General features: G+C 62.8%; 22 protein-coding genes. 10 read left to right on the top strand and 12 right to left on the bottom strand.

Annotation, left to right across the window (positions count from 1 at the left end):
• Positions 1-38 precede the first annotated feature (38 nt).
• From ACPFL9_RS19370 to ACPFL9_RS19345, 6 genes are all read left to right on the top strand, one after another.
• Positions 39-2,099, top strand: coding sequence for a PTS mannitol transporter subunit IICBA (locus ACPFL9_RS19370; protein ID WP_426004622.1), 2,061 nt, complete (start codon positions 39-41; stop codon positions 2,097-2,099).
• Positions 2,099-3,247 (top strand): mannitol-1-phosphate 5-dehydrogenase, encoded by a 1,149-nt coding sequence (locus ACPFL9_RS19365; protein WP_426004621.1) that lies wholly within the window; start codon positions 2,099-2,101, stop codon positions 3,245-3,247. The genes ACPFL9_RS19370 and ACPFL9_RS19365 overlap by 1 nt, the downstream gene beginning before the upstream one ends.
• Positions 3,248-3,668: 421 nt before the next feature.
• Entirely contained in the window at positions 3,669-4,619 is a 951-nt protein-coding gene (locus ACPFL9_RS19360) for a siderophore ABC transporter substrate-binding protein (RefSeq protein WP_426004620.1), read from the top strand.
• An 11-nt stretch (positions 4,620-4,630) separates the two neighbouring features.
• A complete protein-coding gene (locus ACPFL9_RS19355) occupies positions 4,631-5,638 on the top strand; it encodes an ABC transporter permease (RefSeq protein WP_426004618.1) in 1,008 nt (335 codons plus the stop codon).
• On the top strand, positions 5,631-6,659 hold the full coding sequence (locus ACPFL9_RS19350; protein ID WP_426004617.1) for an iron chelate uptake ABC transporter family permease subunit: 1,029 nt from the start codon (positions 5,631-5,633) through the stop codon (positions 6,657-6,659). Before ACPFL9_RS19355 ends, ACPFL9_RS19350 begins: the two co-directional genes overlap by 8 nt.
• Before the next feature lie 13 nt (positions 6,660-6,672).
• Positions 6,673-7,431: an ABC transporter ATP-binding protein gene (locus ACPFL9_RS19345; protein WP_426004616.1), complete on the top strand. Its 759-nt coding sequence runs from the start codon at positions 6,673-6,675 to the stop codon at positions 7,429-7,431.
• A gap of 184 nt (positions 7,432-7,615) precedes the next feature.
• On the opposite strand, the gene cycA is transcribed toward ACPFL9_RS19345, so the two are convergent.
• From cycA to ACPFL9_RS19320, 5 genes are all read right to left on the bottom strand, one after another.
• Positions 7,616-9,076 (bottom strand): D-serine/D-alanine/glycine transporter, encoded by a 1,461-nt coding sequence (gene cycA / locus ACPFL9_RS19340; protein WP_426004615.1) that lies wholly within the window; start codon positions 9,074-9,076, stop codon positions 7,616-7,618.
• Between the two features lie 149 nt (positions 9,077-9,225).
• Entirely contained in the window at positions 9,226-9,987 is a 762-nt protein-coding gene (locus ACPFL9_RS19335) for an ABC transporter permease (RefSeq protein ID WP_426004614.1), read from the bottom strand.
• Complete coding sequence (locus tag ACPFL9_RS19330; protein ID WP_426004612.1) at positions 9,984-10,757, bottom strand: ABC transporter ATP-binding protein; 774 nt, start codon at positions 10,755-10,757, stop codon at positions 9,984-9,986. Before ACPFL9_RS19330 ends, ACPFL9_RS19335 begins: the two co-directional genes overlap by 4 nt.
• Entirely contained in the window at positions 10,754-11,125 is a 372-nt protein-coding gene (locus tag ACPFL9_RS19325; protein WP_426004611.1) for a DUF1048 domain-containing protein, read from the bottom strand. Before ACPFL9_RS19325 ends, ACPFL9_RS19330 begins: the two co-directional genes overlap by 4 nt.
• A gap of 2 nt (positions 11,126-11,127) precedes the next feature.
• The gene (locus tag ACPFL9_RS19320; protein WP_426004609.1) at positions 11,128-11,457 is read right to left on the bottom strand and encodes a PadR family transcriptional regulator; all 330 of its coding nucleotides are present in this window, start codon (positions 11,455-11,457) and stop codon (positions 11,128-11,130) included.
• Between the two features lie 105 nt (positions 11,458-11,562).
• Here ACPFL9_RS19320 and ACPFL9_RS19315 point away from each other — a divergent pair, with 105 nt between their 5' ends.
• Positions 11,563-12,066: a GNAT family N-acetyltransferase gene (locus ACPFL9_RS19315; RefSeq protein WP_426004608.1), complete on the top strand. Its 504-nt coding sequence runs from the start codon at positions 11,563-11,565 to the stop codon at positions 12,064-12,066.
• A gap of 36 nt (positions 12,067-12,102) precedes the next feature.
• On the opposite strand, the gene ACPFL9_RS19310 is transcribed toward ACPFL9_RS19315, so the two are convergent.
• Positions 12,103-13,341 (bottom strand): IS110 family transposase, encoded by a 1,239-nt coding sequence (locus tag ACPFL9_RS19310; RefSeq protein WP_426004607.1) that lies wholly within the window; start codon positions 13,339-13,341, stop codon positions 12,103-12,105.
• A 387-nt stretch (positions 13,342-13,728) separates the two neighbouring features.
• On the opposite strand from ACPFL9_RS19310, the gene ACPFL9_RS19305 reads away from it, so the two are divergent.
• Positions 13,729-14,169, top strand: coding sequence for a MarR family winged helix-turn-helix transcriptional regulator (locus ACPFL9_RS19305; protein ID WP_426004606.1), 441 nt, complete (start codon positions 13,729-13,731; stop codon positions 14,167-14,169).
• A gap of 23 nt (positions 14,170-14,192) precedes the next feature.
• Positions 14,193-15,419 carry an MFS transporter gene (locus tag ACPFL9_RS19300; RefSeq protein ID WP_426004604.1) on the top strand — a complete coding sequence of 409 codons (1,227 nt, stop codon included), beginning with the start codon at positions 14,193-14,195 and terminating at the stop codon, positions 15,417-15,419.
• Positions 15,420-15,477: 58 nt separating this feature from the next.
• Here the strand turns inward: ACPFL9_RS19300 and ACPFL9_RS19295 are convergent, their stop codons facing one another.
• From ACPFL9_RS19295 to rraA, 3 genes are all read right to left on the bottom strand, one after another.
• The gene (locus ACPFL9_RS19295; RefSeq protein WP_426004603.1) at positions 15,478-16,947 is read right to left on the bottom strand and encodes a sugar porter family MFS transporter; all 1,470 of its coding nucleotides are present in this window, start codon (positions 16,945-16,947) and stop codon (positions 15,478-15,480) included.
• A 358-nt stretch (positions 16,948-17,305) separates the two neighbouring features.
• Positions 17,306-18,958: an MDR family MFS transporter gene (locus tag ACPFL9_RS19290; protein ID WP_426004602.1), complete on the bottom strand. Its 1,653-nt coding sequence runs from the start codon at positions 18,956-18,958 to the stop codon at positions 17,306-17,308.
• 120 nt (positions 18,959-19,078) lie between these two features.
• A complete protein-coding gene (gene rraA, locus ACPFL9_RS19285; RefSeq protein ID WP_426004601.1) occupies positions 19,079-19,552 on the bottom strand; it encodes a ribonuclease E activity regulator RraA in 474 nt (157 codons plus the stop codon).
• A gap of 155 nt (positions 19,553-19,707) precedes the next feature.
• On the opposite strand from rraA, the gene ACPFL9_RS19280 reads away from it, so the two are divergent.
• Entirely contained in the window at positions 19,708-21,012 is a 1,305-nt protein-coding gene (locus tag ACPFL9_RS19280) for an MFS transporter (RefSeq protein WP_426004600.1), read from the top strand.
• A 5-nt stretch (positions 21,013-21,017) separates the two neighbouring features.
• On the opposite strand, the gene ACPFL9_RS19275 is transcribed toward ACPFL9_RS19280, so the two are convergent.
• Genes ACPFL9_RS19275 through ACPFL9_RS19265 form a run of 3 tightly spaced genes read right to left on the bottom strand, consistent with a single transcriptional unit; the run spans position 21,018 to position 25,476 of the window.
• Complete coding sequence (locus ACPFL9_RS19275) at positions 21,018-22,862, bottom strand: FG-GAP repeat domain-containing protein (RefSeq protein ID WP_426004599.1); 1,845 nt, start codon at positions 22,860-22,862, stop codon at positions 21,018-21,020.
• 41 nt (positions 22,863-22,903) lie between these two features.
• Positions 22,904-24,139, bottom strand: a complete 1,236-nt coding sequence (locus tag ACPFL9_RS19270) for an FG-GAP-like repeat-containing protein (protein ID WP_426004598.1) — start codon at positions 24,137-24,139, stop codon at positions 22,904-22,906.
• A 53-nt stretch (positions 24,140-24,192) separates the two neighbouring features.
• Positions 24,193-25,476: an FG-GAP repeat domain-containing protein gene (locus ACPFL9_RS19265; RefSeq protein ID WP_426004597.1), complete on the bottom strand. Its 1,284-nt coding sequence runs from the start codon at positions 25,474-25,476 to the stop codon at positions 24,193-24,195.
• Positions 25,477-25,570 lie beyond the last annotated feature (94 nt).

Genomic DNA, 25,570 nt, shown 5'->3' with positions numbered 1-25,570 from the left:
GACCCCGCGCCGCCGCGGGACACACGTTAGGAATTCACATGGCAACAGAGACCGTTGCGAAGCCCCGCACCAGCCTGCGCGTTGGCGTCCAAAAGTTCGGAACCTTCCTGTCCGGCATGATCATGCCCAACATCGGCGCTTTCATCGCGTGGGGCCTGATCACAGCACTCTTCATCGAGAAGGGCTGGATCCCCGTTCCTGCCCTCGGTGGCTTCGGCACGAATGCCGAGGGAGTTCCCAACGTGGGCCTGGTTGGCCCCATGATTACCTACCTCCTTCCGCTGTTGATCGGTTACACCGGCGGCAAGATGGTCTACGACGTCCGTGGTGGCGTGGTGGGTGCCATCGGAACCATGGGTGTCATTGTCGGCGCCGGTATCCCCATGTTCATCGGCGCCATGATCATGGGCCCGCTGGGTGGCTGGACCATGAAGCAGCTCGACCGCATCTGGGACGGCAAGATCCGCCCCGGCTTCGAGATGCTGGTCAACAACTTCTCTGCCGGTATCTGGGGAGCCATCCTCGCGCTCCTCGGGTTCTACGGCATCTCCCCGGCCGTCACGGTGTTCAGCCAAGGCGCCGGAAACGTGGTGCAGTTCCTGGTCAACAACGGCCTCCTGCCGCTGACCAGCATCTTCATCGAGCCGGCCAAGGTCCTGTTCCTCAACAACGCCATCAACCACGGAGTCCTGACCCCGCTTGGCATCCAGCAGTCGCTGGAGCAGGGCAAGTCCATCCTGTTCCTGCTCGAAGCCAACCCCGGCCCGGGCCTGGGCATCCTGCTCGCGTACATGTTCTTCGGCCGCGGTGCAGCCAAGGCGTCGGCGCCGGGCGCTGCGATCATCCACTTCCTCGGCGGCATCCACGAGATCTACTTCCCGTACGTCCTGATGAAGCCGATCCTTATCCTCGCTGCCATCGGCGGCGGCATGACCGGCATCGCCACCCTGGCCATCACCAACTCCGGCCTTGTTGCTCCCGCTGCACCTGGATCCATCATCGCGGTGATTGCACAGACCTCGCGCGACAGCTACATCGGCGTGATCCTCTCGGTTGTCCTGGCCACCGCCGTCTCCTTCCTGATCGCGTCCCTGATCCTGCGCACGTCCAAGAACAAGGGCGAGGACGACCTCAGCGAGGCAACGTCCCGCATGGAAGCCATGAAGGGCAAGAAGAGCTCCGTTTCCTCCGCTTTGGTCGGTGAAGGCGCTGCGGCCACCCGCGGCGAGGGCACTGTCCTGACCCGCCCGGTCCGGAACATCGTGTTCGCTTGCGACGCCGGCATGGGTTCCAGCGCCATGGGAGCCTCGGTACTGCGCAACAAGATCAAGGCGGCCGGGTTCCCGGACGTCAAGGTCACCAACTCGGCCATCGCCAACCTGAGTGACACGTACGACGTGGTGGTGACCCATGAGGACCTCACCGAACGCGCCCAGCCGCGCACCACAAGCGCCGTGCACTACTCGGTGGACAACTTCATGAACAGCCCCAAGTACGACGACATCGTCGAGTTGGTCCGCTCCAGCAACAGCGGTGACGCAGTCACGACGGCGGAAACCACCGCCGGTGCGCCCGCCGCCGCAGCTGCGGGTACCGGAGCTGCCGGTACCGCGCCGGGGACGAGCCATGGTGCCCATGCCGCTGAGCCGGCTGCCGCCGTCGGGGGCAAGGGAGTGCTGCTCCGCGACAGTGTGGTCCTGAACGGCAAGGCCGGCGACCGCGATTCCGCGATTGACGAGGCCGGGCAGCTCCTGCTGGACCGTGGTGCCGTGGACGTGAGCTACGTGCACGCCATGCACGAGCGCGAGGAATCCGTCTCCACGTACATGGGCAGCTTCCTGGCGATCCCGCACGGCACCAATGACGCCAAGGACCACATCAAGCATTCGGCAGTGTCAATCGTCCGTTACCCGGAGGGAATCGACTGGGGCGGCAAGCAGGTCAAGTTCGTGGTCGGCGTGGCCGGCCTGAACAATGAGCACCTCCACATCCTGTCCACCATTGCCAAGATCTTCACCAACAAGGCCCAGGTGGCCCAGTTGGAGGAGGCAACCACGGCGGATGAGGTCCTGGAGCTGTTCGGAAAGGTCAACGCATAGTGAAGGCAGTCCATTTTGGGGCGGGCAACATCGGACGCGGATTCGTGGGGCTCCTGCTGCACGAGGCCGGCTATGAAGTGGTATTCGCGGATGTCGCGGATGCGCTGATCAGCCAGCTTGCATCCGCTGACAGCTACGACGTGCACGAGGTCGGCGAGAACGCCGCGGTCAAGACCGTGGACGGTTTCCGGGCGCTTAACTCGGGCACGCAGGAAGCCGCGGTTGTGGAGGAAATCTCGACGGCGGACGTGGTCACCACTGCGGTGGGGCCGCACATCCTGAAGTTCGTGGCGCCGGTGATTGCCCGGGGACTGGCCGCCAGGTCCGCTGACCTGGCGCCGCTGCAGGTGATGGCCTGCGAGAACGCCATCAACGCCACAGACCTCCTGCACCAGGAAGTCCTGGCTGCCTGGGACGAGTCGGCCGGGGACCTCGATTCCCTGGCTGTCTTCGCCAATACCGCGGTGGACCGCATTGTCCCCAACCAGGCGCCGGGCCAAGGCCTCGACGTCACCGTGGAGACCTTTTACGAGTGGGTGATCGACCGGACTCCGTTTGGCGGGAACGTCCCGGTCATTCCGGGTGCAACATTTGTGGATGAGCTGGGGCCGTACATCGAGCGCAAGCTGTTCACGGTGAATACCGGGCACGCATCGGCGGCGTATTTCGGGTACCAGGCGGGGCTGGAGAAGATCTCCGACGCCATGGCTGACCCTTCAGTGGCAGCGAAGGTCCGTGCTGTCCTGGAAGAAACCAAGGAACTCCTGGTCGGCAAGCACGGCTTCGAGGAAGCTGCGCAGGAAGCGTATGTGCAGAAGATCCTGTCGCGCTTCACCAATCCGCACTTGCCGGACACCGTTGTTCGTGTGGGCCGTGCGCCGCTGCGGAAGCTGGGCCGGCACGAGCGTTTCATCGGCCCCGCGGCTGAGCTCGCCGAGCGTGGCTCAACTCCGGTAGCCCTGCTCGAGGCCATGTCAGCGGCCCTTCGTTTCGACGATGGCTCCGATGACGAGGCCGTAGAGCTTTCCACCATGCTCGCCGAGCTTCCTGCTGCCGAACTGGTGGAGCGCGTCACGGAACTGACCCCGACGCATCCGCTGTTCCCCGCCCTGGAGAAGCTCGTGGTGGACCGCCAGGCCGAATCCTGATCCTCTCTCACCAAAGGCCCCCTTAGGGCCGATCCTCTCTCACCAAACACCCCCTTAGGGCCGACCCTCTCTCACCAAAGACCCCCTTAGGGCCGACCCTCTCTCACCAAAGACCCCCTTAGGGCGGACCCTCTCTCACCAAACACCCCCTTAGGGCCGGCCCTCTCTCACGTCCTTCCGGAACGCTGGATTCACGTGAGAGAGCATCGCCGGAAAGGGGGTGTTTGGTGAGAGAGCATCACCGGAAAGGGGGTGTTTGGTGAGAGAGCGTTTGGGTCTACGAGGGGAGAAAAAACGTGACTTTGGCCACAATCGCCCCGGGGAGAGGCTTTCGTTTTTGAAGTTAGCCTCACCTTACTAATAGAGTCACAGGAGCAATTAGGCAACGTAACTGTGACGTATTAGTGAGCGGAGTACCGGCGTGAAAAAGAGGCTGTCAAGCTACATCGGGGCAATGGCTGCAGGGGCGGCCTTGCTGGCCGTGACTGCGTGCGGAGGCGGGGCCACTGCGTCCTCGCAGGCCGGGGAAGCCACGACCATCACCATCGAGCACGCCCAGGGCTCCACCGCCAACGTTCCCGTGAACCCGCAGAAGGTGGTCACGTTCGACCTCGGCGTCCTGGACACCATGGACGCTCTCGGTGTCGACCCCACCGGTGTACCCGAGGCCAGCTACCCGGACGCCCTCAAGAAGTACTCCGACGCCAAGTACTCCAAGGTTGGCTCCCTCAAGGAACCCGACTTCGAAGCGGTCAGCTCCTCAGCCCCGGACCTGATCATCATTTCCGGCCGCACTGCCGGCGCCTACGGTGAATTGAGCAAGATCGCCCCCACCATCGACCTCTCAATCGATGCGGCCAAGCCCATGAAGAGCTTCAAGGAGCAGACCGAAAAGCTTGGCAGGATCTTCCAGAAGGAAGACGACGTGGCCGCCAAGCTCGCCGAGGTGGACAAGACCGTTGCCGACACCAAGACCAAGGCTGCTACCGTCGGCAAGGGCCTGATCGTCCTCACCTCGGGCGGCGAAGTCACCGCATATGGCGCCGGCTCGCGCTTCGGCATCATCCACGACGTCCTGGGCGTCCCCACGGCCGCCGACGTCAAGTCCGAGGGCTCCCACGGTGAGGCCGTTTCCTTCGAGTACATCAAGGAAACCAACCCGGACATCCTCTACGTGATCAACCGCGACACCGCCATTGGAACCGGCGGGTCCGCTGCCAATCCGATCCTGGACAACGAACTCGTAAAGTCCACCAACGCAGCCAAGAACAACAAAATCGTCAACCTCGATCCCGCCGGCTGGTACATCGTGGGCTACGGACTGAACAACGTCCAGGCCATGGTCACCGCAGTGGCCGACTCGGTCGCCTGACTCTTCCTGAGGTGACAACTACAGCCGTGCGCGCCACGGCACCAGCACGCCGCAACCGGACGGGCCAAACAGCCCGCCTGGTTGCGGCCGCTGCCGTTGTGCTGGTGATCGCGGTTGGCAGCATCTTCGTTGGCGTCAGCGACGTCTCGCTCCAGTCGTTGTTGGCGAACGACGCCGGAACCTGGGAAATCTTCTGGGTCTCGCGGGTGCCGCGCACCTTGGCTGTGGTCCTGGCCGGGATGGCGGTGGCTGTCGCTGGATTGATCATGCAACTCATGGCGCGGAACCGGTTCGTGGAGCCCTCCACGGTGGGGACCGTGGAATCCGCGACGCTGGGAATTTTGGTGGTGACCGTGCTTGCCCCGGAGTCTCCGATCCTTACCAAAATGATCGTCGCCAGCGTCTTCGCGATCCTTGGCACGGCCCTGTTCCTGGCGATCCTCCGCCGGCTCCCGGCCCGCAACACCCTGCTCATTCCTTTGGTGGGCATCATGCTGGGCGGCGTCATCGCGGCTGTCACCACCTTCTTTGCCTACCGCTTCGACCTCCTCCAAACGCTCAGCAACTGGATGATTGGCGACTTCTCCGGTGTGCTGCGTGGCCGTTACGAGTTGTTGTGGATTGTGGCCGTCCTGGTTTTGGTGGGCCTCTTTGCCGCGGACCGGTTCACTGTGGCCGGCATGGGCCAGGACTTCACCACCAACCTTGGCCTCAACTACGCGCGCACCATGCGGCTCGGCCTGATGATCGTGTCGCTGATCTCAGCCGTAGTTGTGACAACCGTTGGCGCCGTTCCGTTCCTGGGGCTCGTGGTCCCCAACATCGTGTCCTTGCTCTTTGGTGACAACCTGCGCCGCGCTGTTCCGTGGACCGCCTTGTTCGGTGCCGCGTTCGTGCTGGTCTGCGACATCATTGGCCGCACCATCAGGTTTCCGTACGAGGTTCCGGTGGGCATGGTCATGTCGGTGCTGGGTGCCGTGATGTTCCTTTTCCTGCTGTTGAGGAAGCGAAATGCCTGAAACCTCGCTCATGCCGCCGGTTTCCCCGGCATCACTGTCCGTACGGACCCGCCTGCGCGAGGCCGCCCGAAGCACCCCGCCGGGACTGGTGGTCACTGTGCTGGCGATTGCCGCCGTCGTGCTTGTTGCCGTTTTCCTGATGATCGACCTCAAGGGAAACGTGGCTTATGTCCTGCCGCGACGCGGGATCAAGGTGTCCGCCATGCTGCTGGTGGCCGTGGCGGTGGGTGTTTCCACGCTGCTGTTCCAGACCGTAACGGCCAACCGCATCCTGACCCCGTCCATCATGGGTTTCGATTCGCTGTACATCCTGGTGCAGACCGCCCTGGCGTTCGTGGCCGGAGCAGCGACGTTGGCAGCCGCGCCGTCCACGGCAACTTTCGGTCTGGAAATTCTGCTGATGGTGGGTTTCAGCGCATTCCTGTACCGGTGGATGTTTACGGGGGCTACGAGGTCGTTGCATCTGCTGCTGCTGGTGGGCGTGGTGTTGGGCACGCTGTTCCGGGGTATGTCCTCGCTGCTGCAGCGGCTCATGGAACCGAGCGAGTTCATCATCCTGCAGGACTTGTTCTTTGCGAGCTTCAACAATGTGGACCCGGGCCTGCTGGGCGTTTCTGCGCTGCTGGTAGCGGCCGTCTGCGCGGGAGTCTGGCGCATGCGGCACACGCTCGATGTCCTGGCATTGGGCCGCGACGTGGCGATCAATGTGGGCGTGGACCACAAACGTGTGGTGATGCGGGTGCTCCTGATGTGCTCGCTGCTCGTGGCGGTTTCCACTGCCCTGGTGGGGCCGGTGACGTTCTTCGGGTTGCTCGTGGTCAGCCTTGCCTACCAGGTTTGCCGCGGATTCCGGCATACCTGGTTGCTCCCGATCGTGGTGCTGCTCGGCGCGATCGCGCTGGTGGGCGGGCAGCTCGTCCTGGAACGGGTTTTCGGTTTTGCAACGGCGCTGAGCGTGATCATAGAATTCGCCGGCGGCATCCTTTTCCTCTACCTCCTGCTGAAAGGCTCGCTGAAATGACCGGGGTCCGCCCATGATCACCGTCCGCAACGTCACCAAGCGCTACGGTGGCCAGACCGTCCTGGACGATGTCAGCTGCGACATTCCGCGCGGGGGCATCACCTCCATCATTGGCCCGAACGGTGCCGGGAAGTCCACGCTGCTGTCGCTGATCAGCCGGCTCCAGCCGATGGACGCCGGAGGAGTCTCGGTGGCCGGCCTGGCCGTCACGGCCACGCCCAGCAAGGAATTGGCCAGGACCATGGCCATCCTGCGGCAGGAAAACCACCTGACCATGCGCCTTACCGTGCGGGACCTGGTGGCGTTCGGGCGTTTCCCGCACAGTGGCGGCAGGCCTACGGTTGAGGACCTGGCCCACGTGGACGAGGCCATCCGGCACCTGGACCTGGAGTCCATGGCGGACAAGTTCGTGGATGAACTCTCGGGCGGGCAGCGCCAGCGGGCCTACATTGCCATGGTGCTGGCGCAGGACACCGAGTATTTGCTGCTCGACGAGCCGCTGAACAACCTGGACATGAAGCACTCCGTGGAGATGATGCGCCTGTTGCGGCGGTTGGCGGACGAGCTCGGGAAGACCATCGTCCTGGTGGTCCACGACATCAACTTCGCCTCCTGCTACTCGGACACCATCCTGGCCATGAAGGACGGCCGGATGATTCACCAAGGCGCGCCTGCGGACATCATGCACCCGGGGATGCTGCAGGATGTCTACGACATCGATATCCGGATCGAGGAGATCGACGGGAACCGCATCGGCGTGTACTTCGCCTGAACAGTGACAGAGGGTTGCGCCAAAGGGGCGGTTAGGTGAGAGAGCGTCGCGCTAAAGGGGCGGTTAGGTGAGAGAGCGTCGCGCTAAAGGGGCGGTTAGGTGAGAGAGCGTCGCAAACGGGCGCAGAAAGCCCGACGCCGGCACTCAAGCTGAGTGCCGGCGTCGGGCTTTCATGGTTGGCGGCTTAGCGCGCTGCCGCGGTTTCGCGCTCGGCCATTGCCTTCCACTCCGCAACGCGGGCCTGGTGCAACGGGGACTTGCGGACCACGGCGTAGGCCACGCCGAGGACTGCAAACCAGATGGGCGTGACCAGCAGCGCAGTCAGCGTGTCCGGCTGCGTGGTCAGGGCCCACACCAGGAAGGCGAAGAAGGCGAACACCACCCAGACCATCGGGACCCCGCCGGGCATCTTGAAGGGCGACGCGGCGTGCTGCTCCGGACGACGCTTGCGGTACACAAGGTAGCTGGCCAGGATGATCGACCAGACGAACATGAAGCAGACGGCGGACACGGTGGTCACCATGTCGAACGCAGCACCAACGTCTTTGCCCGCGTACAGCAGGACGACGCCGGCCAGCAGTAGGATGCAGGACAGGAACAGGGCGTTCTGGGGTACTTTGCGGCGGGAGAGGCGGCTGAAGACCTTGGGGGCGTCGCCGTCGTTGGCCAGGCCGAACACCATGCGCGAGGTGGAGTAGATGCCCGAGTTGGCTGAGGACATGGCCGACGTGAGGACCACCAAGTTCACGACGGTCGCTGCCATGCCGAGGCCGGCCAGGGAGAACATGGCGATGAACGGGCTGTGGCCGGCCTTGAACTCGGTCCACGGGGTGACGGACATCAGGATGATGAGGGCGCCTACGTAGAAGAGCATGACGCGCAACGGGATGGCGTTGATGGCGCGGGGGAGGTTGTGCTCGGGGTTCTTGGTCTCAGCCGCGGCCGTTCCAACGAGTTCGATGCCAACAAAGGCGAAAACAGCAATCTGGAAGCCGGCTACGAAGCCCATGAATTCCTTGGGGAAGAAGCCGCCGTGGCTCCACAGGTTACTGAAGCTCGCGGTGCCGGCGTTGGACTGGAAGCCGGTGAAGATCATGACCAGGCCCACCACGATCAGCGCCACAATGGCGACGATCTTGATGAGGGCGAACCAGAACTCGGTCTCGCCGAACGCCTTGACCGTGGGGAGGTTCAGGAGCAGGAGGATGAGGATGGTGGCCAGGCCCGGGACCCACAGGGGAATGCCCGGCCAGAGCTCGTTGGCGTAGCCGGCAATCGCGATGACGTCGGCAACGCCCGTGACCACCCAGCAGAACCAGTAGGTCCAACCCGTGAAGAATCCGGCCCAGGGGCCCAGGAGGTCGCCGGCAAAGTCGCTGAATGACTTGTAGTTCAGGTTGGACAGCAGGAGCTGGCCCATGGCCCGCATGACGAAGAACAGCATGAAGCCGATGATCATGTAGACGAAGATCACGGAGGGTCCGGCCACGGAGATGGTCTTGCCCGAACCCATGAACAGGCCCGTGCCGATCGCGCCGCCGATGGCCAGGAGCTGGATGTGCCGGTTGCTGAGCGAGCGTGACAGGTGGGGCTCGCTGCCCCTGCTGGAGGCATGGAGCTGCCCCTGTGTTGTCTGGTCAGACATTGATAGAACCCTTCGGAAGGCCCGTCACAAAAGTGACGACCGTTACAAATCTGGTGTCACCAAGCTATAGGGAATGCCCTCCGGTTAGCCAATCGGCCCATATGGCGAAAGCTCCCGCCGGATGGTGGGAGCTTCGCCTGCCGGTTTTCCTACGCTGTCCGCCTCCGGTACACAGCCATGGCTCCGGCGTAGGCGACGACCAGGATCCCCACGCACCAGGCCAACGCGATCCAGATGTCACCGCCCGCCGGCCGCTGTGCGAGCAGGTCCTGGATGGTGTTGACGATGGACGTGACAGGCTGGTTTTCAGCAAACCACCGCACCGGGCCTGGCATGGTTTCCGTGGGTACGAAAGCCGAGCTGATGAAGGGCAGGAAAATCAGCGGGTAGGAGAACCCGCCGGCTCCGTCCACTGACTTGGCAGAGAGCCCGGCGATGATGGCAAGCCACGTCAGGGCCAGCGTGAAGAGCGCCAGGATTCCAGCCACCGCCAGCCACTCCAGCAGGCCTGCAGAGGTGCGGAATCCCATCAGGAGCGCCACGGCCACAATGACCATCAAGGTCAGCCCGTTTGCTGCCAGGGAGGTGAGCACATGGGCCCACAGGACGGAAGAGCGCGCGATCGGCATCGACTGGAACCGTTCAAAGATGCCGCCCTGCAGGTCGGTGAACAGCCTGACCGCCGTATAGGCGATACCGGATGCGATGGCGATCAGCATGATGCCAGGCAGGAGGTAGTTGATGTAGTTGACCGTGCCGGTACGGATCGCTCCGCCGAACACATAGACGAACAACAGCATCAGGGCGACGGGGGTGATGGCCGTGGTGATGATGGTGTCCGGGCTCCGGAAGATGTGGCGCATGGAGCGGCCGGTCAGGAGTGACGTGTCCGCCAGGAAGTGGGTGCTCATGACCTGTCCTTTGCTGGTGCTGTGCTGCCCACCAATGCCAGGAAGATTTCCTCCAGCGTGGGCTGTTTTTCCACATATTCCACGGTGGCCGGCGGCAGGAGTTGTTTCAGTTCCTGGAGCGTGCCGTTGGCAATGATGCGGCCCTCATGCAGGATGGCGATCCTGTCCGCGAGTTGCTCGGCTTCGTCCAGGTACTGCGTGGTGAGCAGGACCGTTGTTCCTTGTCCGGCCAGTTCCTTGACGACCTCCCACACTTCGAGCCGCGCCTCGGGGTCGAGGCCGGTGGTGGGTTCATCCAGGAAGATCACATGGGGATCGCCGATCAGGCTCATGGCGATGTCCAGCCTGCGGCGCATGCCACCGGAGTAGGTGTCTGCCCTGCGGCTGCCCGCTTCCGTGAGGCTGAAGCGGGACAGCAACTGGTCGGCAATTGCTCCGGGGTCCTTTTGGTGCCGGAGCCTGGCCAGAAGCACCAGGTTTTCCCGGCCGGTCAGCATTCCGTCCACGGCGGCGAACTGTCCGGTGAGGCTGATGGCTTCGCGGACCTGCTGCGGTTGGGCCGCCACATCAAAACCGTCGACGGCGGCCGCGCCGGCATCCGCTGTGAGCAGGGTGGAGAGAATCCTGACCATGGTGGTTTTTCCGGCGCCGTTGGAGCCGAGGAGGGCGAAGATGCTGCCCGGCGCCACGTCGAAGTCCACGCCGCGGAGAACCTGGAGGTCCTTGTACGACTTCTCGATCCCCCTCACTGCTATGGCTGGCGCGGTCATGACTCTGCCTCCTTGGTTTTTGCGTGGTCCACGGCTTCGATCAGGCGTGTGCGTTCCTTGTCGATCCAGCGCTTTCCGCCGTAGGCCTGGGCGAAAGTTTCGGCGAACCCGACCGGGTCGTCACCCACGATCCCGCTGACCGGCGTGCCGTCAACGGCTGCGCGTTCCCACAGGTCTGCGAGGTCGATGAACATCTGTACGATCGTGTCGCCTTCGGTAACCCCGCCGTAGTACGTGAGGTACCGGTTGTAGGCGTTGGCGACTGACCGGTAGGGCTCGGGGAGTGCGTCGAGCCGGGCCTTGGCCTGCTTGTACTGCTTCTTCTGTTCGAGTGATCCGGTGACCAGTTCGATCCATTTGGCTGCCATGGTTATTTCCCTTCTTTACGGAGCTGTTCCAGCCGTTCGGACAGGAAGCTCCAGGTGTTCCAGAATTCGTCCAGTTCCTTCTTGCCTTGGGTGTTGAGCGTGTAAACCTTGCGGGGCGGTCCCTTTTCGGAGGGGCGCTTTTCCACGTCCACCAGGCCCTTTTGCTCGATCCTGACCAGCAGCGCGTACACGGTGCCCTCGGCAATGTCGGTAAAGCCCTTGGCCCGGAGAAGCGTGGTGATTTCGTAGCCGTAAGCCGGGTTTCCCGTGAGGAGGGCCAGTACGATGCCCTCCAGCGTCCCCTTGAGCATTTCGGTCATTTGCTTGCCCATCCAGGACACCTCCTTCAGTACTCAGTATTGCTAGCTACCACTACATAGTAGAACTAGGTACCGGTACTTAGCAATACTTACTTGCGCGGAAAATGCGATGCTTTGATGATGACCGCCAAACCTGCCGTGCCCCCTCTGATGACTGCCGCCGTCGAACCTGGAACCTTTACCCTGAGGCGTGCGGCAAGAGCGGATCTGCCGCAGATTCTTCAATTACTCGCCGATGATCAACTGGGTGCGGGGCGGGAAAGTGCCGACGAGCTGGCGCCCTACGAGGCGGCTTTTGACGCGATCGACGCCGATCCGGCCCACCTTCTGGTGGTGGGTGAGTTGGGCGGCGAGGTAGTGGCGACGTGCCAGCTCAGCTTCATCCCCGACCTCTCCCGAAAGGGTTCCTGGCGTGCCCAGATTGAGGCTGTCCGTGTGTCCAGTGGGCTTCGCGGACATGGTGCAGGTGCGCTGATGATCCAGTGGGCCATTGATCAGGCTCGTGAACGTGGCTGCGCGCTGGTCCAGCTCACCACGGACAAGTCCCGCGTGGGTGCCCATCGTTTCTACGAACGACTTGGGTTCGTCGCCAGCCACGAGGGCATGAAGCTCACCCTCTAGCCCCCCATACCCAACTAGTACGAAAGTAGTGGTGGGTTAGGCTGCGGTGACCGGGGTGATGGTGACGTTGTAGCCGAGGTTGTTGAGTTGTTTGATGGCGTTGTTCTTGGCTCTGGTTGGGTTGATCCTGTTGAAGTGGTCGGCGCCGGGGTCGGTGTAGCACTCGCCGTTGCGGAGCATGTGCCAGGCCGCTGTGAGGATGGAGTGTTCGATGGCGACGAGGGCTTTGTTGGTTCCGGAGCGGGCGGTGATGCGGCGGTATCTCGCGGCGAGGTAGGTGTTTTTGGATCGGGTCGCGGACATGGCCGCGGTGCCGAGTGCTGCTTTGAGGTATTTGTTGCCGGGCATGATGTGGCTGGATTTGATCCTGCCGGCGGATTCGTTGGCGCTGGGGCAGACCCCGGCCCAGGACGCGAGCCGGCCCGGGGTTTCGAACACGCTCATGTCCGCTCCGGTTTCGGCGATGATCACTTCGGCGACTCGTTGGGATACTCCGGGGATGGTGGCCAGGGCTTCCCTGGCCTCACGAAAGGGTTCCATCGCCTCCTCAATGCGTGCGGTGAGGGTATCGATGGTGCGGGTGTGGGCGTCGATCTGGTCCAGGTGCAGTCGTGCCATGAATGCGTGGTGGGGTTTGAACCTGCCGGTGAGGGCGTCGACCAGTGCCGGGATTTTCGAGCGCAGCATTCCACGGGCCATCCCGGCCAGCACCTCGGGGTTCCGTTCGCCGTTGATGAGGGCTTCGAGCATGTCCCGGGAAGAGACCCCGGTCAGGTCTGAAACCACGGAAGAGAGTTTGATCCCGGAGCTTTCCAGGAACTTCTCCAGCCTTTGGATTTCCCGGGCCCGGTCGCGGGTGGCGATGGCGCGGGCCCGGGTGAGGTCCCGCAGTTCGCGGATGGGTTCGGGCGGCACGAATGATGCCCGCAGCAGCCCGTGCGCGGCCAGTTGGGCCAGCCACGCGGCGTCGGAGACATCGGTTTTGCGTCCCGGGATGTTCCGGGCGGCTTTGGCGTTGACCAGCATCACCGGCAGGGTTTCTTCGAACAGGTAGAAGAACGGTTTCCAGTAATCGCTGGTCGCTTCCATCACCACAACAGTGACGTGTTCGCGTTCGAGGAACTCCCGAAGTTCCAGGATCGCGTGCGTGGTCGCGCCCCAGGTTGTGACCTTTGAGGTGTAGGTCCCTGCCCGTTCTCCGGGGACCCGCACGCAGACCTTCGCGTCGCGTTTGGAAATATCCATTCCCGCGGCCCGTTCATGAACAATGTCCATTCCAGCTTCCCTTCAATACATCCAGTTACCGGCGTCGTCTCGGGGAGGACAGGGAGAATATTCAGGAATCTAGTACCCGTGCTTGAAAGCAACAATCCACGGTTCCCGTGGAAGTCCTCCACGCCACGCTGGGTCACGGACTCAAGGCACCAAGTTGGGCCAGCGTTCACCGAGACGAACAATCCCATGATCAACCCGTATGGGCAGAGCCCACCAGAGCCCAGGCGAGCCAACCGCATACTTTCCCGGATCACGGCGCGCCGAAGGCACTCACACGCTGGGTCGCACTTGTGCGCGTTTTGAGCCGGCATAACGCGCACAACTGCGACCTACTTGGGTTCCGTTCAGATTGACTATTAGGTGTCCTAACTATTAGGGTACCTAAATATGAGCGAAGACCATGACAGCCTCCTCGACCTCGCCCAGGAATTCCGTGAATCCCTCCGCCTTGGCGTGTACATGTTCCGCCGATTGGACCCGGAAGGTGAACTCACCGCCGCCCAGCTCAGCCTGCTGTCCATGATTTCCGACGGCGGGCTCCGCGTCGGTGACATCGCGCGGAACCTGGGGATCAAGGTGCCAAGCGCCACAGAGCAGATCATCAAGCTCGAACGCGCGGGCCTTGTCCGTCGCCAGGCCGACCCCGACGATTCCCGCGCCGTCCAGGTGGCTGTCACACAGGCGGGGGTGGCCGCCGTCGAATCCGCCAACCTGCGCCGGAACTCCATGGTGGCAGCCCTTCTCCAGGAGCTCAGCCGGGAGGAAAGAGAGCATCTGGCTGCTGCCCTGCCCGTCATCACCAAGCTCAACAACGCCTTCCAGAACTGAACCGCACCGTAAGGAGCCATTGAATGTCACGCCAGCTGGCTGACGCTTCAGCAAGCGCCGAAACAACACTCGAAGCCGAAAAAACCTCACTGCTCAAGCAACCCAAGGCTGTGTGGGCAACGGCCCTGGCCGCCGTCTTCGCTTTCATGGGAATCGGGCTGGTGGACCCCATCCTCCCCGCGATTGCCAAGAATCTGGAAGCCTCCACCAGCGAAGTGTCCCTGCTCTTCACCAGCTACTTCCTGGTGACCGCGGTGGCGATGCTGATCAGCGGATTCGTGTCTTCGCGCATAGGCGGCAAGCGGACCCTGCTGATCGGGCTTGCCGTCATTGTGGTGTTTGCATCCCTGTCCGGCCTGTCCGGAAGCGTTGAACAACTGGTGGGCTTCCGTGCAGGCTGGGGTCTGGGCAACGCCTTGTTCGTGGCCACCGCGCTGGCGGTGATCGTTGGCGTGGCCAGCGGAGGAACCGGAACCGCGATCATCCTCTACGAAGCCGCCCTTGGCCTGGGAATCTCACTGGGGCCGCTCCTGGGTGCGTTGCTGGGTGGTTGGCAATGGCGAGCACCGTTCTTCGGCACCGCGGTGCTCATGGCTGCGGCATTCCTGGCGCTGTTGGCCCTCCTGCCCAAGACCCCGGCGCCGGCAAAGAAATCGCGGTTCCGGGATCCCCTGCTCGCCCTGGGGCACCGGGGCCTGAGCACCACCGCCGCCAGCGCGCTCTTCTACAACTACGGCTTCTTCACCATCCTCGCCTTCACCCCGTTCATCCTGGGCATGGACGCCTACGGGATCGGGGGAGTGTTCTTCGGCTGGGGTGTTGCGGTGGCTGTGTTCTCGGTCTTCGTGGCACCGGTCCTGCAGAACCGCTTCGGTGCCGTAAAGGTCCTGGGCGGCACGCTCTTTTTGCTCCTGCTCGACTTGGTCGGGCTGGGACTGGCGGCCGGGCACTCGGTGATTGCCGTCGTCGTGCTTGTCATCGTGGCGGGGGCGCTGCTGGGAGTCAACAACACGATCTATACCGAGCTGGCCATGGGTGTTTCAGACTCGCCGCGGCCGGTGGCGTCGGCCGGCTACAACTTTGTCCGTTGGATGGGCGGTGCGCTTGCACCGTTCGCCGCGGCCCAGCTCGGTGAGCACTTTGGCCCGCAGGTTCCGTTCTTTGCCGGGGCTATGGCCATGGCGGTGGCGATCCTGGTGGTGTTCGGTGGGCGCAAGTACCTGACGTCGCACGAGCCCCACCTCGTATAACCCCAACTGGGTAGCAGAAGAGCGCGTTATGAGCAGTCATAACGCGCTCTTCTGCTACTTACTTGGGTTCGTTGGCCACCGGCAGCGGCGACACCGGTGCGCCCTTGGGAACGAACAGCGTTTCCGCCTGCTCCAGGGACATGCCGTTGGTTTCGGGCACCTTGAACATCACAAAGAAGAACGACGCCGCAGCGAACGTCGCGTACATGGCGTACGTCAGCGGCAGCGAACCTGCCGCCATGATGGGGAAGCTGAGCGTGATGGCAAAGTTGGCGATCCACTGGGCCGCCGCTGCCAGCCCCAAAGCGCGGGCACGGATGCGTGACGGGAAAATCTCGCCCAGCAAGACCCACACCAGCGGCCCCCAGGAGGCGCCGAAGCTGATCACGAAGACGTTGGCGGCGATCAAAGCCACAGGTCCCCAACCGCCGGGAAGGGTGATGTCGGTCCCGGTGCCCGTTGCGGACGAGAACGCCACGGCCATGACGCCCAGCGAAACGGCCATGCCGATGGAGCCGGTCAGGAGGATGGGCCGGCGTCCCACCCGGTCCACCAACGCGATGGCCACCAGCGTGACCAGGATGTTGGTGATGGACGTGGCCACGGAGATCGTGAGCGAGTCCTTCTCCTGGAAGCCCACGGCCTTCCACAGCGTGGTGGAGTAGTAGAAGATCACGTTGATGCCCACGAACTGCTGAAGCACGGACAGGATGATGCCGATCCACACCACGGCCTGCAGCCCGAAGGTGTTGCCACGCAGGGAGCCCTTTTTGCTGGAGAGCTGGTCCTGCTGGATGGAATCGCGGATGTCCCGGATGTGCCGCTCGGTGTCGTCCACCGGGATGATCGTGTGGAAGATTTTCCGGGCCTGGTCTTCCTTGCCGTTGAGCACCAGGAAATGCGGGGATTCGGGGAGGCGGAAAGCGATCCAGCCGTAGACGGCCGCGGGAACTGCGCAGGCGATGAACATCCAGCGCCACGCCTCAATGCCCAGCCAGAGCGTGTTGGCGGCGCCGCCGGCCGAGTTGGCCAGGACGGCGTCGGACAGGAGTGCCGCGAAGATGCCGGTGGTGATTGCCAGCTGTTGCAGCGATGCCAGCCGTCCGCGGACGTGGCGCGGGGAGATCTCGGAGATGTAGGCCGGCGCGATCACGGAGGCGAGCCCGATGCCGAGTCCTCCCACCAGGCGCCAGAAGACGAGGTCCCAGACGCCGAAGGCGAGTCCTGTGCCCACGGCGCTCACCAGGAACAGCAGCGCCCCGATCTTCATGGCGGGAATGCGCCCGTAGCGATCGGCCACCTTGCCGGCGAAGTAGGCACCCAGCGCACACCCCAACAGGGCAACGGCCACGGCGAAGCCGGTGATGGCCTCACTCATCATGAACTCGTCCTTCATGGCATCCACGGCGCCATTGACCACGGACGAATCGAACCCGAACAGGAACCCGCCCACAGCTCCAGCGACGGCCAGGCCGATGACTTTCCGGGAAACTGGCGGCGCGCCTTCTTTGGTGCTGGGACTGGACATGGGTCTCCCTTGGGGCAGGTGGTGTGGGATCGCGGTGCGGGACGTCGTCGGCTATCCGACGGGGACGTCGGTGCACTCGCGCTACACAGTGTGGCATGTCATATCAGCCAAGTTCCAGTCACAGTGATGGACATGACATGCATTTACCTTATGAACGCATAGACCTCTCGCTGAAGGCTGAAAGTCCGCTGGGAGGAGGCAATGAGGCGCAAATGGTGCCTGACCGGGCCTTTGGCTCAACTTTATGAACGCAAAGCACGACGGCGGCAGGTGCCGTCCGTAGCGAGGCCGGGCTGCAGGGAAATGAAAGTACGGCGGCAGTCCATGGACCGCCGCCGTACTTTTGTGGGTCGCGGCCCTAGTGCGCCGGGACGGACTCCTTGGCTGCTGCCTTGGGGTCGGTGAGCTTCTTGTTCGGCAGGGCGAAGCTGATGAGGAACGCCACCAGCATCAATCCGGCAGCGGTGAGCATGACGACGTCGATCGCTTGGGCGAAGCCCTCGGTAATGGGCCGGGTCAAGGTGCTGTTGGCGGAGTGGAGCCAGCTGGTGTCATTCAGGGAGTCGTTGTTGGCGCCATTCTTGAAGAAATCGAAGAGCTTGGCGTTGGCGGGATCGGAAGCCACCGCCGGGTCCTGCATGACAGCCTGGTAGTCCGGATTGGAAGCGGCATCCTTCATGGCGTCGGCAATCTTGTCCGCTGCCAGGCTGAAAAGCATCGAAATGAAGACCGCCGTACCCACGGCTCCGCCCATGGACCGGAAGAAGGCAGCGGTGGATGTCCCGACGCCCATGTCCTTGGGCGGCACGGATACCTGCATGGCGAGCGTCAGCGGCTGCATGCAGAAGCCCAGCCCAACTCCGAAGAAGACAGCAATGAGCCCCGGTACCCAGAGGCCCGTGTCAACGCCCAAGGACAGCCCCATTACGACTGCTGCGCCGGCAAGGACGGCGGTTCCGAGGATCGGGAAGATCCGGTAGACACCGGAGGATGAGATGGTGCGCCCTGCCGTGATGGAACCGAAGAGGATGCCGACGGTGAAGGTGATCATCATCAGGCCTGCCTCAGTGGGGGTAAGCCCCTTGACCAACTGCAGGTACATCGGGAGCATCGCGATGGCGCCGAACATGCCGATGCCGATGATGAAGTTCAAAAGTGAGGAGAGCCCGAACGTCGCGTTCCCGAACAAACGCAGCGGGATCAGGGCGTAGTCTCCCGCCCTCTTCTCAGCCAAAAGGAAGGCCACGATCCCGATGGCACCCAACGCGTAGCAGAGCAGGGAAGCGCCTGAAGCCCAGCCCCAGACCCGGCCCTGCTCCGCCACGAGCAACAGCGGGACGATGGCCAGCGTAATGGCCGCGGCGCCCCAGTAGTCGATCTTCTGCTTGACGTGCCGTGCGGGGAGATGGAGATACATGAAGACCACCACCAGTGCCGCCAGGCCGATGGGAAGGTTGATGAAGAAGACCCAGCGCCAGCCGTCGAAGCCAAGGATGTTGGACGTGCCCGCAAAGGCTCCGCCAATCACGGGACCCAGCACGGACGAGATGCCGAAGACGGACATGAAATAGCCCTGGTACTTGGCCCGGTCCTTCAACGCCACGATGTCGCCGATGGTGGTCAGGGCGAGTGCCAGCAGGCCGCCGGCGCCCAGGCCCTGCACACCACGGGCCAGCGCAAGTTCCGTCATGGAGTGCACCGAACCGGCATACAGCGAGCCGGCCAAGAAGATCACAATGGCCACGAGGTACAGCGGGCGCCGGCCGAAGATGTCGCTGAGTTTTCCGTATAACGGTGTGCTGACCGTCGACGTGATCAGGTACGCCGTGGTGGCCCATGCCTGGAGCGACAAGCCATCGAGGTCGTTGGCAATGGTGTAGATGGACGTGGACACAATGGTCTGGTCCAGCGAGGACAGGAACATGCCGAGCATGAGTCCCACCATGACGGTGAGGGTCTGACGATGGGTCAGGACCTCGCCGGCAGCCCGGACGGGCGTGGTTTTGGACATATCTTCTCCAAGGGATGGCAGATCAGGAATTAAGCAGGATAGTTGCTTTCAGTAACTATCCTAATGCCTCATTGATTCCCGGTCCGATGAAGTTTCGCTGGACAGCAGCCGCCGGATAGGTCACTTCTCCACAAGGATGCCGTCCGGGTCGCAATAGATCATGGCGCCTGGCCGGATGCGCACACCATCCAGTGTCACGTCGACGTCCGTCTCACCCGCCCCGTTTTTGGCGCTTTTCCGCGGATTGCTTCCCAGGGCTTTGATGCCCAAGGGCAACTGCGCCAGAGCCTCACGGTCCCGGATGGCGCCGTTGATCACCACGCCTGCCCAGCCGTTGGCAACCGCGCTGTCGGCAATCATGTCCCCCATCAAGGCTGTTCCCAACGAGCCGTCGCCGTCGACCACCAGCACGCAGCCATTGCCGGGTGTAGCAAGCGTGGACTTCACCAAGGCGTTGTCCTGGAAACAGCGGATGGTCCGGACGGGCCCGCTGAAATGGGTGCGTCCGCCCAGGTCCTGGAACTGCACCGAAATCGAGTTGAGTTCCTCTCCACGCTGGTCGTAGAGGTCGGCGGTGTTTACCTGATCGTTCATGGGATTCTCCTTCGGGGTTTGAGCCCACACTACGTTCGGATCGGTGGTGCGGCACGGCATGTCCACGCCTATGTGGATAACGCCGCCACAAAGGGCTCCACGCCTGTCTGCCGCGCTAGGCTGAATCCAAGCATCGAAAGTAGGGGGAACCTGCCATGAGTCTGTCCGATCTGCCGGGGCCGGTCCCGGATCCCCTCGTCGTTCGCGGCAGCACGGCCACGGCACTCGCCGAGCCGGTGGACCGGGTCCGCGGGCTTTGGGTGACCGGCGTCGTCCTGGTCAACCTGGGTATCAACGCAGCATTCTTTGGCCCACTCCAGGTTTTGCTGGGCCAACAGGCCGCCCACTTTGACGAAGGCGGAAAGGAAGCCATCCTGGCGTTGGTGACAGGGTGCGGAGCGGCCGTTTCCATGGTGGCGAACCCCTTGTTCGGTGCGCTGAGCGATCGTACGGTCTCCCGGTATGGCCGTCGCGTTCCCTGGGTGGTTATCGGTGCGATCCTCGGCGCCGTCGCCCTGGTGGCCCTGGCCGGCGCCCCCGATGTAGCGGTCATGACTCTGTTGTGGTGCGTGGTGCAGGCCGGAGCCAATGCCATGTACGCGGCAATTACGGCTGCCGTTCCCGATCGTGTTCCTGTTGTCCAGCGCGGGACCGTGGGTGGCCTCGCCGCCATGGGGCAAACAGTCGGCATCCTCCTGGGAGCGGTAATCGCCGCCGTTGTGGCCGGCGACTTCGCCGTGGGCTACTGGCTGTGCGCCGCGGCGCTGCTGGCCGGCGTCGTGCTGTACCTGGTCAAGAGCGACGACCAGCCGCTGCCCCAGGAAGCCCGGCCGCAGTTCCGGCTGCTGGAGTTCATCAAGGGCTTTTGGGTGTCGCCAAGGCGCAACCCGGACTTCGCGTGGGCCTGGCTCACCCGCCTCCTGGTGAGCACCGGCAACCATATGGTCACCCTGTATCTGCTCTACTTCCTCAGCGACGCGGTGCACCTTGAGGAAACCGAAGGCATCAAACCCGAGTTCGGTGTGCTCATCCTGACGGGCCTGTACGCGGTTACCGTGATCATCACCAGTGTGCTCGGCGGGCGGCTGAGCGACCTGATGGGCAAACGGAAGCCCCTGGTCATAGCCTCGTCCGTCATCATCGCCGTGGCGTCCCTGATCCTGGCTTTTGCGCCCACATGGATCGGCGCCCTGTTGGGTGCAATAGTGCTGGGAATCGGCTTCGGCGCCTACCTGGCCGTCGACTTTGCGCTCATTACGCAGGTCCTTCCCACAGCGCTGGACCGCGGGAAGGACCTCGGAGTCATCAACATCGCGAATTCGCTGCCCCAAGTGATCGCACCCGGAATCGCGTTCCCGTTCGTGACGTACTGGGGCGGCTATATCTCGCTGTACGTGGCTGCTGCCGTGATCGGCCTGCTGGGTGCAGTGTTCGTGGTGAAGATCAAGAGCGTGGCATAGCCGCCTTAGAAGACGGCGGTGAAGCCGCCCCAGCCCCAGCCGACCACTCCGGAACCCTTCCAGCCGCCTGCTCCGTTGCCGTAGTACATATGCATTCGGCCCGAGTAGTCGATACCGTAAACGTCCTGATGGCCATCCGCGTTAAAGTCCCCGGCGGCGCCTACCCTTGCCATAACGTTCCATCCCACGCCGATGACGTCGCGCTTGTCGATCTTGGAACCATCTACTTGATAGCTATAGAGAAGCCCGGACGGGGTCCGGCCCATAAGGTCTTCCACGCCGTCACCGTTGAAGTCCCCGGCCGGGAACACGGTGTTAAACATGTTCCACCCAGTTCCCACCGGATGTCCGGCGTAGCCCAGGCCACCGTCGTAGCCGGTTCCGTAGTACCAAAGAGTTCCATTGGCATCGCGGCCGTAGATACCGCTGTGCCCGCCTTGGTGTGCGCTCGTCATTGCGAAGATGGAGTTGAAGACATTCCATCCGGTGCCGAGCTGTTGCCGCTGCAACCAGCCGCCTTGGCCGTCACCGGGATACAAGTAGAGCCGGCCAAGGCTGTCGCGAGCCACAACGTCATTCTTAGTGTCGCGATTCAGGTCGCCGACCTTGAAGATAGAGGTCATCTCCGACCATCCTTGGCCAATCACGCGCGGAGTTTGCCACCCTCCTTGCGTCGAGGTGGGGTACATGCTGAGAACACCTGAGCGATCGCGGACAAGGACATCCGGAGTTCCGTCTCCGTTGAAGCCGCTGGACCAGTGGGAGTCCCTGATGTTTTCCCGCCATTCGCTGTCAACAACCCGAAGATTGTCCCAGCCCACTGACACGGTGACCTCTGCAGCAATGTAATTCTGGTAGTAGCCATGATGCTGGTCCTGAAGTGTAGGCCGATACGTTGGACCTGTCGGGCGCTCTACCCAGGGCGGTCCTACCCAGCGATGCTTAACCACGGCGGTGGATCCTGAAGGAAGAAGCACTTCTGACAAACTGAAGTCGGTCCGAAGGATGGAACCAACCGATGCTTCGCCCAGTACCTTTGGGTGCCGAGGCTGAACAACGGGTCCTGCCGGCTTTGATTCGGTCATCGTTGGAAGATACCCAGGAGCGTAAATCTTTGCTCTGAACGAAACGGATGCACCAAGGTCGAAGGACGTCAGGTAGTAGTCGTAGGACTTGTATTCCAGATCGACGCCGTTGCGCATCCACTGGTAGTCCACCTCAGAGACGCCGCCCTGCCAGGTGCCAACATTGGCTTTTGCCCAGATACCCGTCTCGGCTCGCCCTTCAACGTAAGCCGGGCTGATATTCACATTTGGTTGAAGAATTACCCCTGGGTTGTTGACGCTGAATACCGCCTGTGGAAAGTCATCTGTGACTGAAGAGTCTCCACTGTACTTTCTTGGGTTTATCGTCGCCAACGAGCCGTCAGCAAATTTGACCCTGGCTTGTCTTAGGGAGTATTTTCCCGTTGCATCATTGGTCTTGACGGTACGGACCGCAAAGCCGCTTTGCTGCGGCGGCACACCCGCGGGAGGTCGCCAGGACATGTAGCTCTCCGTGACTCCCGACTCGTCCTGCATCACAAAGCTGACTTCGATAGCCGGTTGCGCCACCGTGAAGTTCAGCCGTAACTCACCACCCACTGGAACACTTGCCGTGCTAGCGGCCGCGATGCTCAAGAACGCGGGATCGGGCGGCCAGACGTACGAGTCCACGCCTAACGAATCCTCATGGCTGGGTGCTGCAACAGCGCCGGGCACGAATAACGAGAGGCTGCCCAACGCTGTCGAAATGGCGAGGACCACAAGATAGCAGCAGAGCCTCGTGGTACGGGGCGTGATGAACTTCATGTCTGGCTCTCCCTGCTCGTTATTCCTGGGAATGGTATCGACTAGAAGACGGCGGTGAAGCCGCCCCAGCCCCAGCCGACGGCAGGGGAGCCTTTCCACCTGAACCCAGTGATTCCAAAGTGCCCGTAGCCGCCAGGGTCGCCGAGGTACATGGTCATGCGACCGGCGTTGTCGATTCCGTAAACATCGGGATAGCCGTCGCCGTTGAAATCACCGGCCATGCCGATGCGAGCTACCGATTCCCATCCCCATCCAATGGATCCGCCGAAGCCGCCCGGCAATCCAAATTCCTCAAACCACCCATTCCGATTGGTGGTTCGTACTTCAAGCGTTCCCCAGAACGGCCGTGTAAGTACAACCAAGTCCGGGGTGTCCAGGAAGTGGCCTGCACCCACGGCATAGTAGCCATCCCACCCTGGACCGATTCTGTAGGGGGCGAGCCAGCCACCTCGACCGTTGCCCGGGTACATGAAGAGGTTGCCAGCCGGGTCCTTCGCGAGGATGTCGTTGGTGCCATCGCCGTTGAAGTCGCCAGGTGCTACGAGGTCTTTGAAGCCTTGCCAGCCCTGACCGATCTGGAACGCCTTCTTCCAGCCTCCCGAGCCATTACCTTGGTACAGGAAGAGGCGGCCTTGGCCGTCGCGGGCAAGGACATCGACCGTGCCGTCCCCGTCGAAGTCCCCAGGAGAGAGCAACAGATTGAAGTTGTTCCAACCCCATCCAATGACTTGGGTTGGCTGCCAGTTTCCGCGTCCGTCCGTGGGGTACAACAACAGTCGGCCTGCGGAATCACGCGCAAACATGTCAAGAGTTCCGTCGCCATTGAAACCTCGGGCGCGGGGTGCCGCCGCAACGCGGAGTGGGTGGGAAGCTTGGACGGTCAGCGTCGAGTCGGCATCGTACGTAACCGTCAGATGAGCGGCCACCACCCGCCCCAAGTCAGCCGGGGTAGCACGGTAAGTGGTGCCATTGGCACCGGGGATGACCACGCCGTCCCTGGTCCAGAAGTAGGAGATGGCCGGAACGCCGCCTTCGGGTGAGACGTGCGCATAAGTCGACGAAACGTCCACCTTCAGCAGCCCACCTACCGTCGGGTCCCCGACCAGTCGGGGCGTGCTGGAGACGTAGACGTAGCGCAGCGGAGCGACAACTGTCGGTGCTGCAGCCTGGGCCGGGACGGGCAGGCCGGCAGCGAGGAGTCCGCAGGTCAGAACGGAGGCAGCCACCAGACGGGCGAGACGACGCCAACGGTGTGGTGTGACGTTATTGAGTTTCAAGAATCCTCATAAAAAGTTGCACGAAAGCGGTTGGACCCGGGTGGTGGGACCCGCTAGAAAACTGCGTTGAAGTCGCCCCAGCCCCAGCCGACTACCCCGGAACCCTTCCATCCGCCGGAGCCGTTGCCGTAGTACATGCGCATCTGGCCGGCGGTGTCGATTCCCCAGACGTCGTTGGCGCGGTCGCCGTCGAAGTCGCCGACGCCGCCCAGCTTGGTGATGGCGTTCCAGCCTTGGCCAATCACGCGGCTGGTGGTCCATCCTCCGCGCCCGTTGCCGCCGTAGAAGACCAAGTTGCCGGCGCTGTCGCGGGCCAGGACGTCGGGCTTGCGGTCACCGTCGAAATCTCCCGGGGAGAAGATCGAGGTCATGCCGTTCCAGCCCCATCCCACGGTGGACGCGGACAGGAAGCCGCCGTGCCCGTTCCCTGGATACAGGACCAGCTCTCCGTTGGTTTTGCGGGCCAGGAGGTCGTTGTTGCCGTCGCCGTTGAAGTCACCGGCGGCGAAGACGGAACTGAAGACATGCCAGCCCCACCCGATTTGCTGGCGCGGGAACCATCCACCGTGCCAGTCGGCGGGGTAGAGATAAAGGGCACCGGAACCGTCACGGGCAATGACGTCGTTCTCGCCGTCGTTGTTGAAGTCGCCGGCGGCGAGCATGAGGTTGAAGATGTTCCAGCCGGAACCGACCTCGTAGGCCTGCTTCCACGTTCCGTTTCCTCCGGTGGGGAACAGGCCGAGCCGGCCCCAGGAGTCCCGGATCAGCAGGCTCATGGTGTAGTTGTCCCAGTACGCATCGCGGTAGAACCCGCTGGTGTGGGGTCGGTCGATGCTCACGGAAGTGACGTAATTGAAGTCCAGGGCCTCCAAGGTCACCGCCGCAGTACCCGAGGCTGGAAGGTTCCCGGAATTGTGGACTATGGATCCGTCCCGCCAGTAAGCAACCACGTTGCCCACCTCGGTCCGTGCTTCGACATACTGGGCGCGGTAGGAACCCGCAGGGGTGCCTTGGCCGAAGAACACTTCAAAGGTGTAGGTAAAATCGGCCGCACTGTAGGAGCCTTGGGTCAGTTCCTTGTGGACTTCGCCCGTGGCCGTGTTCCGGAAGGCGACATACACGTCGTTCAGCGGGCCGGAAGCCTGGAACGTGATCCGCGAGGTCGCATGACCGCCGGAGGCCACGTTTACGGGCGTCGTGGAGACCGCCACGGGAACGGGTGCGAAAGTGTCATCAGCCTGCGCCGCTGGTGCCACACCAAGTCCACCGGCCACCATGATGCTGCCAACGATTGCGGCCAGCCAATTGCGCACACGGCGCCGAGGAGTGCTCCCCATGATTCCCCCAATTCGGGCCGGCCACAGACAACCGGCAGGTATAAGTGAGTTGAGAGTACATGCTGGAAACCGCAGCCTGGGAATTTGCTGGCAA

The organism is Paenarthrobacter sp. NyZ202, from assembly GCF_049860755.1.
Classification (GTDB): domain Bacteria; phylum Actinomycetota; class Actinomycetes; order Actinomycetales; family Micrococcaceae; genus Arthrobacter.
This window is presented reverse-complemented; position numbering and strand designations above follow the sequence as displayed.